Here is a 13,297-nt window from a genome sequence, read left to right as displayed (position 1 = left end):
ATGCCTAGCTCTTTTTTTTGAAAAACTATCGCACCATACTACTAACATCCTGCCAACTCACTACCGTCCCGAAACTGCGCTCATGCTTTTCAGTACCAGCATAAACAACATAGCCCTGCGACCGATCAGTGCCGGCAAGCGTGTGCCAAAATGTAAGATTATCAAAAAACCGTTGATTAACCGTTGCCCCAGATTTAATCTCAATCGGTACCAGATCAACACCATAATCTAATAAACAATCAACTTCATGGCCATGGCTATCACGCCAAAAATAAACCGTTGGCTCAAGGCCTTTGTTGTAAAATGTTTTATACAATTCTGCCACCACAAACGATTCCATTAATCCGCCACGCAAATAATGATCATGCAACTGCTCAACTGAACCAATTTTTAACAGCCAGCATGCAAGCCCGGTATCGTAAAAATAAAGTTTGGGCGACTTAATGAGACGCTTGCTAAAATTTTTAAAATGCGGCTGCAATAAAAATAAAACATAGCTAGCTTCAAGAATTGAAACCCAGGAATTGATTGTTGGCACACTCACATTGCAATCATCAGCCAAGGACGAAGCATTAAAAATTTGCCCGATGCGGCCAGCGCACAGCCGCATAAAGCGTTGAAACTCACTCAGCTTTGCAACATTCACTAACTGCCGAACATCGCGCTCAACATACGTTTTTGTATACTGCGGATAAAATTCACTCGGACTCATGCCACGCGAAAAGATATTTGGATAGCCACCATTAAAAATGGCGACATCAACCTGCTCTGGCAACAAAGCACTTTGCTGCAATTCGTTAGCTGTTAAGGGTAAAAGCGTGAGTAACGCAACGCGACCGGCCAACGATTGCGTAATCGCTTCGTTCATCAAAAAGTTTTGGGAACCGGTCAAAATAAAATAACCAGGCCGATAGTTACTGTCCACAATGCCTTGCATGTACGACAACAAAGTCGGTTCATTTTGAAATTCGTCGATAATCATGCCAGGCGTGCCATAATCACGTTCCAAAAAACCGCGCGGATCGCTACGCACCGCTTCTAGCGTATCGGGATCTTCCAAAGAGAAGTAACGATAATTGGCAAACACCTCTTTGGTTAACGTCGTTTTTCCAGACTGCCGCGGACCAACAACGGCAACAACAGCAAATTTTGAGGCGTAGTGAAGCAACACCGGCTTCAAGGTTCTTTCGATAAACATACTTTTCCTTTCAGCACCAGAGACCATCTTAAAGCTACCTGTGTAAAACTATAACCCGACTTACATAATTACACAACCCTGCTTAAAAACACGTCCCAAAGAGGCTTTAACTGCATCAACAACAAACTCCAACTGCCCACCATCCTTGTAATTTTTAAATTGAAATGACAATTTACAAGGACAAATCATAAAAAGGCCTACGGAGTTGTTGCCAAAAAAGCACACGTCGAAACGCCGGGCAAGCAGGACATACGGCCTACCCTTCGACAAACTCCCGACTTCGCTAAAGCTGCGACGGGCAAACAGGGCGCACGGATTAAAAGAAAGAAAAGCGCTCCCGCTCACCCTGAGGAGCGAGGCGTCTCGAAGGGGCAAAACAAAAAAAGTTAGTTATGAAAAAAGCAGAGATTGTAAAAAAAGCTAAAAAAATTAGTACTAAAAGAGCAATGCTCGCTAGAAAAGGAACAAAAAGAAAATCAGAAAAAACAAAAAATACGTATCAGTAAAATCGCCCAAAATTTATCTGCGCGACAGCGGCCTGCTGCATGCACTTTTGGGCATCAATGACAATGCAGCATTGCAAGTTTACCCGCGGCTTGGCCCTTCGTGGGAAGGTTTTGTGCTCGAAGAAATTATCAAAACGTATCATGCACAACCTGAAGAATGTTTTTTTTGGGCAACGCAAAGCGGTGCTGAACTTGATCTTTTAATTATAAAAGATGGTAAGCGACTTGGTTTTGAAATTAAATATACCGACACCCCATCCATGACAATCGCATTACAAGATCTTAAACTAGACCATTTGTATGTGGTACATCCGCATCATGCAACATTTCCGTTGGCAGACAAAATTACCGCGCAAGGAATTGGTGGGTTTATCAAAACATAAAATTATCAATTGATCACCAAATATCTTTTTTGCCCTGCTGATCATGCGGACCTCAATTATTATCTTAAACTTTCATAGCATCAAGCAACTGATTCATCAAGTTATAATACTGAGGAATGTTGTACGAGATAAGAATTGCCACTTCTTCATTGTAGGTATGAACCAACTTATTGCGTTCATCAACCATCGTTAAGAGCTGAGTTGTTTCTGCCTGACTGACAAAGTCAAGCTTAAAACATTCGCGAAATACATTTTTGGGAGATTGTTGATCAATGCCGTGCATGCCCCAAAGGTATTCTTTAACATATTTCCAAAAGAGATCGAATGAAATTTCAAAAAGTTTGGTTACAGAATTACGATAGGTACGTATTAATTTTTGATCACCAGATGAACTATTATCAAGCTTACTTAAAGTTTCTAATTCTTCTTTAAGTCTTGCCAACGCTTGTAAGGTTGTTGTTTGTTTAATAATTAATTTTTCAATTCCTGTCATTATTTCCATAAAATCCCACATTTATTAATTTGCTCAACCATTACCGGCGATGTATTACGTACATCAACAATATCAACGTAAAACGGAATATTAAGTCCGTCAATGGCCTCAATCAAAGCAGAAAGATCGTGCAATGGCACCACGCGGCCACAATCAATCGCCAAATCAATATCTGAATGTGGGTTATTAGTTTGCGTTGCTCGTGATCCAAAAAGATATATTTGGCACGATGGGAAATAGTGGAAGATAATTTTTATAAGATCTTTTCGGTATGGCTCTATATCTTGATAATTCATAATTTCCATCTTTTTTTAAAAAAACTCTCTACCGAACCACTATAACATAAATTTTTCTTACAGCCTCTGATTTTTCATAACTAACTTTTTTGTTCTTCTTCAAGCTACCTTGAACTTTGAAGCCCTGACTTCACATGCTTCGACCCGACTACGCTCTGCGAGCTACGACGGGCAGGCTAAGCTCAGCACGATCGGGATGTTACATCAGAATAAAACAAAAAATACGTATCAACAAACAAAAAAGCAATTTTTTATAAAAAATATTGCACTCCCCAAAACCTTTGTATAACCTCAGATCGAAGTAGTAAAGTACGCAGTACCAGAATATTATCACGCAAATATTCAAGGCTGCACGGAGAAAGGTTCTATTCAAAAAGGAGAAGGAAAGATAATGAAAATACATCTTCGCATACTCGCACTTTTAGCATTGTGCGTCGGCAGCTTGTATGCCGACAACGACCGCCAATATTCAGGTAAAACATTTTTAATGCCACGACCAACCAACGTTGACAGCGCTATGGAATGGACAACTTGGCATTCACACTTTTTCAAACAACACAAAGAAAAGCATGGCATCAACAGCCACGTTCAAATAACTGGTTTTTGGCAAGCATCGACCAACGATGACGATCTTGGTGCTTACTTTGGTTTTGGTAATGGCACTAACGGCTTTGCGGTTGGCAACCCAGCAACAGATGGTGTTGAAATAGACGGCAGCCATTTGATTCATGCCATCGGAGGCGAAAGCACACAATTTGTTAGAGGCAATGTTACGTTCAATCCAGAACGCGAAGTATTTGGTTTCCGTTTGGACTACATTCAAGATATCAATGCCCCAATCAAAAACTTGTTTTTCAAAGCAAGCATGCCCATCATTCATGTTGAAACCGACATGGAAATGACTATTAATGATGGCAATGAAGTCCTTGTTGAAAGCGAAACCAACGATAGCTACGACCTGGCAGACTTTTTTGCTGGTAACGTTAACGTAACAACTGGCGAGCTAAACCAACAAGTCCCACTTGCTTTTGGCAAAATTGACGGCGACCGTAGCAAAACAGGAATTGCTGACCTTGACCTGGCACTTGGTTACAAATACTTCCAATCTGATACAGCGCATGCTTTCGTTTCAGTATTTGTTACCATCCCAACCGGCTCAAAAGTACGCGGTACCTATCTTTTTGAACCAGTTTATGGCAACGGCCACCATGTAGGCCTTGGCGCCAACATCTATGCCGGCGCACAAGTATGGTCTGGCGAACAAGGCAAATTACGCGTTGACGGCTGCTTAAACTACTCATATTTGTTTGAAGGCACCGAAACACGTACCATCGGGCTTAAAAACGTTACCGATGGCAACTCAGAACCATTGAGCCACTACTACCTTGGTGCTCGCAATGGCCAAGTTAATAAGCCATTTTTCCCTCTTGCCAACGTTTTGACCCGCGACATGCGCGTCCAACCAAACAGCCAAATCGATGCATTACTCAACCTTTCATTCCAAAACAAGCATTGTGTGGTTGAAATTGGCTACAACTTGTACTGGAAAGACCAAGAATCGCTCTGGGTCAAAAACACTGACGATTTGATCGGCCAAGTTGGTATTGTTAAACCAGGACAAGACTCAGAGAGCGCAGTTGATCGGTTTGCTGTGATTGGCGATGAATTCTTTACTGCAGACAACCTTGACGTTGATGCCGCCAAAACCCCATCACAAATTACTCATAAATTGTCGGCAGGTGTTGCGTACAAATGCAAGATCAATGACTGCTATCCAACATCGATAGGCGTTGGCGGTTATTATGAATTTGCGCCTAAAAATTCCTCGGTCGAACAATATGCCGTTTGGGGTAAAGCAGGTTTTTCATTCTAAAATTATTGACTTTCTATGTGTCAGCTTTTTATAATTAAAATTGACACATAGAAATTTGTTTAGTTTTAGAAGAAAAAGACCGATTAACCCAAGAATTTGAGGAGAAAGAAATGAAAGCACACAATCGTATAAAGTCGTTGCTGGGAATCTTCCTGGTAGCCACCACAGGCCTTGCCATCCAGGCTACCACTCAACCGTATAAAAATATCGCAGAGTACAAAAGATTAGCACCAAAGTATGCTGATGATTTTGCAAACGGCAAAAATCCTACAATCAAACATCATGCAACCAAAGCCTTAACCTTTTTGCATATTAATAATGCAGCGCTTGCAAAAGCTATAGCCAACGACGTTAAAAAGGCACACCAAATGGTTAAGAAAAATTCTTTACTAGAGCCTCAATTCAAACTTCTTATAAACGCTATATTTTATGATGAGCAAATGCCTCAAGCCCTCAAATCCCAGCATCCAAACGACGCACAAAAACTTGCAAAATACGTTAATAAAGTAAAAGCAACCCCACCAGCACCAGCACCAGCACCAGCACCAGCACCAGCAACCCCACCAGCACCAGCACCACCACCAGCACCAGCACCAGCACCAGCACCAGCACCAGCACCAGCACCAGCACCAGCACCAGCACCAGCACCAGCACCAGCACCAGCACCAGCACCAGCACCAGCACCAGCACCAGCACCAGCAACACCAGCACCAGCACCAGCACCAGCAACCCCACCAGCACCAGCACCAGCACCAGCACCAGCAACAACACCATCAACAACGCCAAGCGCAGTACTCGGAGCTGGCACGGGAACAGCTGACCAGTTCTGGGCTAAAGTGAATGAAATCTATGCTGATGCAAGCGTATCAGACGCGGAGAGAGAACTGGCTTACAATGGCGTACTTGCAACCCTGATTATAGGCGAACCTTCAGCACAATATGCATTAAAAACTTGGTTTGTTAGTCCAGATGATTTCAGCAAAAATTTTATAAAATTTGGAACTGCCGATAATTTTGGAACAATATCATCTGATAACAAGGCTATCTTCAAAGCGCTAGACGCTGCACAAATAAGAAAGCTCTTCTTGCTAGAACAGGCAATTTATAATCAGTTAACAAATCCCGCAGATACCAAACTTGATACCGCATGGAACGTAATTACAGCTTAATAATAAGGAATAAATATGAAAAAAATCAAAGCAATCTTCGTTGGTGTAATAATTGCTTGTTCGGTTGTTTTTAGTAATTCGATCTCAGCAGCGGCCAGCGTCCCTGCAAAAGATATTGCCCGGGCACAGCTTGGCGTATTGAAATCAATCCAATCTATACAAAACCTAATTAACGAACTACAGCCTGACACAGCATCAACAGTTGAAGCAATACTTGGAGCCCATTACAATAATAAAGTAAACGTACCATTAGCACCTAAAATAGCCTCACTACTCAAAATAACCGCACAAGCTGAGCTAAACATGGACGCTGGTGCATTTGATGCACTTGCAAACGCCGCCAAGTAACACAACGTTAAACTATCAATCCGAACTAGCCCCCGATCTTGCCGACCAGGCAGGGCCGGGGGCTCTTTGCATGCAAGACAATCATTGCTGCATTTATAGAATCTACAGTTCTTTTGCTTATTTATCAGCTTGCTCGTTGTTTGCAGCCACTAATAGCGAGGTCGGGGTTTCATTTACCTGATTAACAAGACGAGGGTCTCGAATCCAAATATTAAGTGCATATTTTTCACCGCCAGTTATCGGAAGACCAGCGTGCAACGTTCTTCCATCTTCCAGCCCTGAGGGCAGAACGTTATACCAAAAAACAGCCATATTTTTTTGAGGCCGAACCTTAAGCCCCTCGCCAATTTTGGGGAAAAATGTTTCACCCCCAGAATCAGGTTGCACGTCGTTGAGGTAAACCAAAACGGTTGCAACCCGTTGACCACGGGCGCCAATTGCTGCTCGTCCGCTTGGCTGGGTTCGATCAAAATAATCGAAATGTGTATCATAACGCTGATGATTTTTGTAGTGGACAACTTGAAGCCCTTCGGCGTGTGTTGTCGTAGTGCGCAGAAAATCAGTTGCTCGCTTGGTAATAGGCAAGGCAAGCGATGAGGATGAGTCAATAGTAAGAAACGCCGAGCTTGATGTTCTATCAGGATGTTCAATATCAATCTTTTCACCATCAACAACAAGCGATTTCTTGAGCAAAGGTTGAGCTGCTTGTTTGAGCGCTTTGGCCTCATCATCGGTAATAAAATTATTGATCAAGATGATCAAAGGCTCGCGAGAAATGATCTCAGTTCGCGCATTATTAGGCAACGACAAAAAATTGGGGTCATGAGGGATGAGTGGCTGTTGAGCTGAGCAAAGCTGAGCAAAGCTGAGCAAAGCTATTATGAAAGCACAAGAAAATCTAAAAAAGATCCTACTTGCCAGGCGGCCAGCTACCAAAAAAATACTTTGTTTCATAAAATTGCCTCATAAAAAATTCGATTAAATAATTAAATTCCAACGAAAAAACCTGATTCATTTGTCCAAACAATCACCTCCTCCCTGTACCTTTTTCTAAACCCTCACACTCAATTTATTGGTAAGTTTAACAAACTTAAAACAAAAAAAAGAAGGAATATTGCCCAATAACCTCCCATAAAAAAGCCTCAAAACATAAAAATACATATCACACCAAAATAAAAACAGGCCAAAAACAAACAAAAACACCATTAAATACCCCATTTGACAATAAAACCCCCTCCCGGTAATCTGATGGAAATGGTTATGGAGCCATTTTGGAGGTTATAGTTCATTTGTGAGGTTATTATTCTCATTTTTTTTGGAGGTATTTATTATGAAACTCACCCTTAAAGCGGCAGCTTTTGCTTTCGCCATCATGTTCACTGGCCAAGTTTTTGGCGCAACCTTGCCTGAAGACATCTCATTAGTTGCTGCAAGTAATGTAACAAACCAGAATGCCACAGCAACGGCAAGTATGTATCAGAAAGCAATAATTGCTCATAAAAGCGCTGATTCTGATACAAAAAAACTCATCATTGAAAATGCACAAGATTTTTCTCGTAAACTTCTTTTGACAGCAACAGACGATCATAGCTTTGCACGCTTGAAAAATATCACCATTGATATTTTCATTGCTGGCACTATCAGATCTCACTTCAATGATGCTACGGCAGCGCAAGAAATCAAAGCACTTCTTGATGCTCAATATCCAACTTTTGCAACAGTTGCAGAAGAAAGACAAGCAGCATTGGAAATCGAACGCAACAAGCAAGCAGCAGTCAACGTTGATGACGTTATTAAACCAAACAATGTTGAAATAGTAGAAATCGACGAAGAAGGAGTTGCAGTAACTCCTGCAACACCAAGCACCAACTTGTTGCAATTCATTCCTTTGGTAGACAACTTTACTTCAACAACAAACGTGGAAACTCCTGTTGTTGTTGATCCAGTAGTAAAACCAACAGACGTAGCAGCTCAAATTCAAGATCAAGTTGCAGTAAAACAAGACATAGCAACTCAAGTTAAAGCTCAAGTAATCGCTCAAGAATTAGGTAAATATGGAGCAATCGCGCTTGGCACTGGTATCGTTGGCGCAACAGTTTACGCGCTTGATGGCGGCGCTCGCATCCTTAACCTTGATACAAACGGCAACGGCGTATCAGATATCGATGAAGCGTACAATGCTTTGATTAATACAGACTTTAACACAGACCTTAACGGCAACGGCGTAGCGGATATTACCGATGTTAAAGAAGCTGCTGATAATGCTTACAACAGCGCATACAGCACTTTAGTTGCAGGATACAACAGCGCGTACAGCACACTTGCTAACGCAGACCTTAACGACAACGGCGTAGCTGACGTTACCGAAATTAAAGATGCTGCTGTAGCAGCAAAAGAAGCTGCTGATAACGCTTACAACAGCGCGTACAGCACGTTGGTTGCAGGATACAACAGCGCGTACAACACACTTGCTAACGCAGACCTTAACGGCAACGGCGTAGCTGATGTTACCGAAATTAAAGACGCTGCAGTGGCAGCAAAAGAAGCAGTTATGTATGAACTTGGCAAAGGATCACTTCCAACAAGTCGTGCAGACGCACATGCAAAAGCAGCTCGTGAAAAAGCAGCAGAAGCAGCTCGTCAAGAAGAACTTGCAAGAATAGCAGCTCTTGAACAAGCAGCTCGTGAAAAAGCAAATAGCGCTGGATGCGTATCATGGATTCGCAGCTGGTTCAACGACTGTCCAGTTCAAAAATAAAACAACTTGATCATACTTTTAGAAAAGGGCGTCCCGCAAGGTGCGCCCTTTTTTTATGCTTGTGCAGGCTGGGGCCGGGCAAGGGCCTTCGAGACGCTTCGCTTCCTACTACGCCCTACCCTTCGATAAACTCCCGTCTTCGTTAAAACTACGCCGGGCAGGCAGGGCTGACGGCTATATTAAGAACCTGTGATAAAAAAAGCACCAGAGGTAAGGAAAAGTAAAAACATACCTCGCAAGTATAAAAATTTATAATCCGCCATTCGCTCTGAGTCCGTATGTCCTGAGCTTGTCGAAGGACAAAGGACGAATATGCTCGCACACCAAGCACAAAGGAAACCGTTCAAATCCTTCGACAAGCTCAGGACGAACGGTTACTATTAGTAATAAGAAAAATAAATTCGTATCTTATTGGTATAAAAAAAATACTATGCTTCCATTTTATGTTTACATCCTCAAATGTAGCGACGGATCTTACTACACCGGCCATACAGATGATATTGAAAAAAGAATTTCCGAACATCGTTTTGGCCTAACCAAAGGTTATACCAGCACTCGCTTGCCAATCGAGGTTGTTTTTGTACAAGACTTTGTTACGCGCGATGAAGCTCTTGCTGCGGAACGAAAAATCAAAGGCTGGACCAGAAGGAAAAAAGAAGCTTTAATTGCCCGGGATTGGGATGAGCTCATAAGGCTCTCAAACGAGAAAAAAGCCAAAATCAAGCACTCATAAAAACCCCATATAAACCCAAATAGTCAACTTTTTATAGACCATTTGACAACAAAACTACCCCGGGGTAGCCTGGATACATAATGGTATCAAAGCCATTTGGGAAGGTTATAAATCCTGTGCGAGGTTATTTTTCTTAGTTTTTTCGGAGGTATTTATTATGAACTTTATTCATAAAAGCATAGCTTTTGCATGCGCACTCATGTTCGCTAGCCAGGCCCTTGGTGCCGCATTGCCAAAATCTTTTAAAACACTGAGCACGGTCCCGGTCACGCAACATAACGCATTCAATATAGCTCTTTGCTATCAAGAAGCTTTTAACGCTAATGCCAACGCTGATGCAGCAACCCAAGCAGCGATGATTGAACAAACACAAGCTTTTATTGATATGGCATTACATGCCTGCAACGACCAAGCAAGCTTTGAACACGTAAAAAACAGCATAGAAATACAGCTTATTAATAGCATCTCCCAAAACCTAGCAGCTCGCAAAGCGCTCAAAAATTATCTTAAGACAAACTTTGCCAACCACCAAATAATCCCACCAATCAAGCAAGAAGAAATACAAACCATAAAGCAAGAAACGCCCGCTGGTAAACACTTTGCTGAATCGGCACCTGCCAATGTTGTAGCAAGCCTGGCCAACCATTTTACCGCCAATCTTACTGCAGACAACCCAGCCAACCCCGTTTCTGCTAAAAGCTGGGCCTCAACAGTTTTTTCCCGCAAGGGCGCGGCTGTTGCCGGGGTCGGTACGCTAGCAGCAGCAGCTACAGTTGCTTATTATTATTTCGGCATTAATCCATTTGATTTAAATGGCAACGGCATAGCTGACTATAAAGAAGTGATCAACTTTTTGACCGCGGGAGCAATCCCAAGCAGCCTTTCAGACGCACTGGCCGCCAAAGCCCGCGCAGAAGCTGGAAGAAAAGCAGCCGAAGCGGCAACGGAAGCTGCAAGACTTGCAGCCGAGGCAGCAGCTAAAGCAGCAGCAGCAGAAGCAGCCAGACTTGCCGAACTAGCACGCCTTGAAGCAAAAGCAGTAAGCCCTGAATGCGTATCGTGGCTTCGCAGCTTTTTCAATGATTGTCCAACGCTGCCTATTGCTAAATAAAGTAATTTAACTGATCTGACCAATAATTCCGGGGCGTACCATCTGGTACGCCCCTTTTTTGTTTTCCCCAACTCCCACCCGCTCCTCCTTTTGTAATATTTTCTATTTGACATTTAATTAAGCAAGGTGCTAAACTAAAGAAAATGAGATAAGCCATTAAAAAGCTTAATAATGTTAAAAAAAGGATGTTGTATGAAGTTTAATCGCACACTTAGCTTAGCGCTTGTAGCCGCTTTCATGCTAGCCGGCAACGCTTTTTGCGTTACCAGCCCGCTATCAAAAGGCAAAGAAATTAACAAATTTGCCCAACTCGCACAAGCAAAAATCAAAGAGCGCGAGCATAAGCTGGCTCAAGAATACGCCAACGCGTATGCGGACAACTACGAAAATATGGATCAGAGTGACCAGCAAGAAGCGCTTAATCAAACAAAGTCGTTTATCGAAAAAGCCATAAAAGAATGTAAGCAAAGCCGCATTGAACTGGTCTCTGACAGTATTCAGGCTCAGCTTCTTGGCGAAATTGAAGAAATAATTGGCAACAACGCTTACCAAGACCTTGCAAAGACTCTTGAAAATGCTGTCGCTCAGAAAAGAACAGAAATGACCAGCGAGGATTTTTTTAAACTTTTGAATGAATGTTCTCACTTTTTTACTGCACATCAATCGGCAGAAGAACAGGCACTTATGATTCCTAAGCTCAGGCTCTTAATTGAACACGGAACTCCGTTGGTAAAAAAAGAAATGAGCGAAGAAAATTTTGAGGAACAATTTCTTGAACCTGCTGATTTAATACTCCAAAAAATTACTGATCATGAGATCTATAAAGACCTTTCCGCAACACTTGAAGCTTTTATGCCTGAAGCTCCTGAACTGGTAGAAGAAAAGCCTTCAATTGCTACTAAATTTTTGACGGGCATCATGTTGATGTCTGTTGCGGTGGGCGGCTTCAATCTTTTAGTAAAAATTCAAGACCCAAGCATGCACCCGCCTCAACAAGTTGAGGCTGTCGACGTAACCGAAGCCATTAACGGAACCGGCGACGTAGCAAAAATTCAAGTCAAAGATATTACCACATCAAGTCCCTCACAAGATCTTGAAACAGCGGTAAAAGAAGTAGTTCAAGTTGCCGAAGCTGAGCAACCAACTCCTGACGTAGTAAAAATTGACGCTATAAATTTAATGCAACAACGCACAATGAACCAAACACCAACGGAATTTGCCCAAAACCAAGTAGCGACGCCTCAACCTAGTTTTTTTCAAAGCATTCGCAATTTATTTACTGGCTATAGTTCTAGCTTCTACGACCCAGTACAACATTCTGGTTTTGATATCAAAGCAGTTGAAGAAACTAAACAAGCTGAAAAAGAAACAGCACGGATTGCACACTCTCAATTCTTAGAAGCCGCAAAAGCTCAACAGTACGAACAACAACGAATCAACGAACTGGCTGAAAAAGTAGCTCGTGATAATGCCCCGTCAACTGTTAAAAAAGCATGGAATAGCTTGATAAGTATTTTTGAAGAACATACGCAAGCCGCTATAAAAACACTTGAAAAATTACTTGCTCAAGACATCAAAAATACTAACAAAATAGAAGCAAATCTTAACGAAACATCGTCAGATGACCCAGAAGCAATCACCTTAAAAAAAGAACTTAAAGAAAGCAAAAACAGGGAAGAGATAAGCAGAAAAGAACTAGCTGCATTAAAACAACAACTTGAAGAAGAAAAACTACTAAAGAAACAGGCTGAGCAACGCGAAACAGAATCACAAGAGAAACATAAAGAAGAAATTTCACAACTTAATCAACAAGTTGAAGAAGAAAAACAGCTGAGAGAAAAAGCTGAAAAAGCGGTTGATCCTAATTTCGAAGCACTATTAAAAGAAGCATTCCCTTTAAGACCTGAATTCTCAGATAAAATTGCCATCGTAAAAACAATAGAAAGAACTAGCAATGGCGATTATAACGTAACTATTCGTACCAGACACAAGTGGAATCCTTTCAGTTTCTGGGCCGACGAAACAGTAACCGTATTCACTCCAGAACAAACAGCAAAAGCCCTTGAATGGCGTGATTATCATCTCGTATCCAAAGGTGCAGACGCGTATGACTGGACGTCAAAGCCACTAGGGGAAATTGGGGCAGCACTTACCATCGTTGATCAGGGTATGGAGAAGATTGGTCCTGCGGGAATGACAGCACTTCATTCCTTTATTACGGGTGTCGCGGTTATATTAGGAGTAGAAAGAAAGGCTATGATGGGATTGTCAGCATTATCATTTGGATTTAATGTAGGAAAAATAACAGTACCTCTGGCCATTCCAGTAACACACGATCTCTCGAAACATTATGTTGTTCAGCCACCAACAGAAGAGTAATAAGAAAATTTATATCAACTAATTATCAAGGCCTACAAGAAATTGTAGGC

Annotated in this window: 12 protein-coding genes; 8 read left to right on the top strand and 4 right to left on the bottom strand. The window is 42.0% G+C overall.

Translation table 11 applies throughout. The features are described from left to right. Nucleotides 1-25: 25 nt before the first annotated feature. Nucleotides 26-1,225 (bottom strand): ATP-binding protein, encoded by a 1,200-nt coding sequence (locus tag IPF37_00230; GenBank protein ID QQR49260.1) that lies wholly within the window; start codon nucleotides 1,223-1,225, stop codon nucleotides 26-28. A 448-nt stretch (nucleotides 1,226-1,673) separates the two neighbouring features. On the opposite strand from IPF37_00230, the gene IPF37_00225 reads away from it, so the two are divergent. Beyond that, entirely contained in the window at nucleotides 1,674-2,087 is a 414-nt protein-coding gene (locus IPF37_00225) for a DUF4143 domain-containing protein (GenBank protein QQR49832.1), read from the top strand. Nucleotides 2,088-2,151: 64 nt separating this feature from the next. Here the strand turns inward: IPF37_00225 and IPF37_00220 are convergent, their stop codons facing one another. Both IPF37_00220 and IPF37_00215 read right to left on the bottom strand, forming a co-directional pair. After that, the gene (locus tag IPF37_00220) at nucleotides 2,152-2,589 is read right to left on the bottom strand and encodes a nucleotidyltransferase substrate binding protein (protein ID QQR49259.1); all 438 of its coding nucleotides are present in this window, start codon (nucleotides 2,587-2,589) and stop codon (nucleotides 2,152-2,154) included. Then, complete coding sequence (locus tag IPF37_00215) at nucleotides 2,580-2,876, bottom strand: nucleotidyltransferase domain-containing protein (GenBank protein ID QQR49258.1); 297 nt, start codon at nucleotides 2,874-2,876, stop codon at nucleotides 2,580-2,582. Before IPF37_00215 ends, IPF37_00220 begins: the two co-directional genes overlap by 10 nt. 391 nt (nucleotides 2,877-3,267) lie before the next feature. Between IPF37_00215 and IPF37_00210 the strand changes: the two genes are divergently transcribed. The 3 genes from IPF37_00210 (at nucleotide 3,268) to IPF37_00200 (ending at nucleotide 6,266) form a co-directional block, all read left to right on the top strand. Then, nucleotides 3,268-4,749 (top strand): hypothetical protein, encoded by a 1,482-nt coding sequence (locus IPF37_00210; protein QQR49257.1) that lies wholly within the window; start codon nucleotides 3,268-3,270, stop codon nucleotides 4,747-4,749. A 110-nt stretch (nucleotides 4,750-4,859) separates the two neighbouring features. Further along, nucleotides 4,860-5,918: a hypothetical protein gene (locus tag IPF37_00205; protein ID QQR49256.1), complete on the top strand. Its 1,059-nt coding sequence runs from the start codon at nucleotides 4,860-4,862 to the stop codon at nucleotides 5,916-5,918. Between the two features lie 15 nt (nucleotides 5,919-5,933). Next, entirely contained in the window at nucleotides 5,934-6,266 is a 333-nt protein-coding gene (locus IPF37_00200) for a hypothetical protein (GenBank protein ID QQR49255.1), read from the top strand. 117 nt (nucleotides 6,267-6,383) lie between these two features. On the opposite strand, the gene IPF37_00195 is transcribed toward IPF37_00200, so the two are convergent. After that, complete coding sequence (locus IPF37_00195; protein QQR49254.1) at nucleotides 6,384-7,220, bottom strand: 2OG-Fe(II) oxygenase; 837 nt, start codon at nucleotides 7,218-7,220, stop codon at nucleotides 6,384-6,386. A 376-nt stretch (nucleotides 7,221-7,596) separates the two neighbouring features. Between IPF37_00195 and IPF37_00190 the strand changes: the two genes are divergently transcribed. The 4 genes from IPF37_00190 (at nucleotide 7,597) to IPF37_00175 (ending at nucleotide 13,247) form a co-directional block, all read left to right on the top strand. After that, nucleotides 7,597-9,024 carry a hypothetical protein gene (locus tag IPF37_00190; GenBank protein ID QQR49253.1) on the top strand — a complete coding sequence of 476 codons (1,428 nt, stop codon included), beginning with the start codon at nucleotides 7,597-7,599 and terminating at the stop codon, nucleotides 9,022-9,024. Nucleotides 9,025-9,454: 430 nt separating this feature from the next. After that, entirely contained in the window at nucleotides 9,455-9,757 is a 303-nt protein-coding gene (locus IPF37_00185) for a GIY-YIG nuclease family protein (GenBank protein ID QQR49252.1), read from the top strand. 157 nt (nucleotides 9,758-9,914) lie between these two features. Continuing rightward, nucleotides 9,915-10,868, top strand: coding sequence for a hypothetical protein (locus IPF37_00180; GenBank protein QQR49251.1), 954 nt, complete (start codon nucleotides 9,915-9,917; stop codon nucleotides 10,866-10,868). Between the two features lie 192 nt (nucleotides 10,869-11,060). Continuing rightward, nucleotides 11,061-13,247 carry a hypothetical protein gene (locus tag IPF37_00175; protein QQR49250.1) on the top strand — a complete coding sequence of 729 codons (2,187 nt, stop codon included), beginning with the start codon at nucleotides 11,061-11,063 and terminating at the stop codon, nucleotides 13,245-13,247. The last annotated feature ends 50 nt before the right edge of the window (nucleotides 13,248-13,297 follow it).

This window comes from bacterium, assembly GCA_016699045.1.
Classification (GTDB): Bacteria; Babelota; Babeliae; order Babelales; family RVW-14; genus AaIE-18.
The sequence above is the reverse complement of the archived record's forward strand: the minus strand, read 5'-3'. Positions and strand labels throughout refer to the sequence as shown.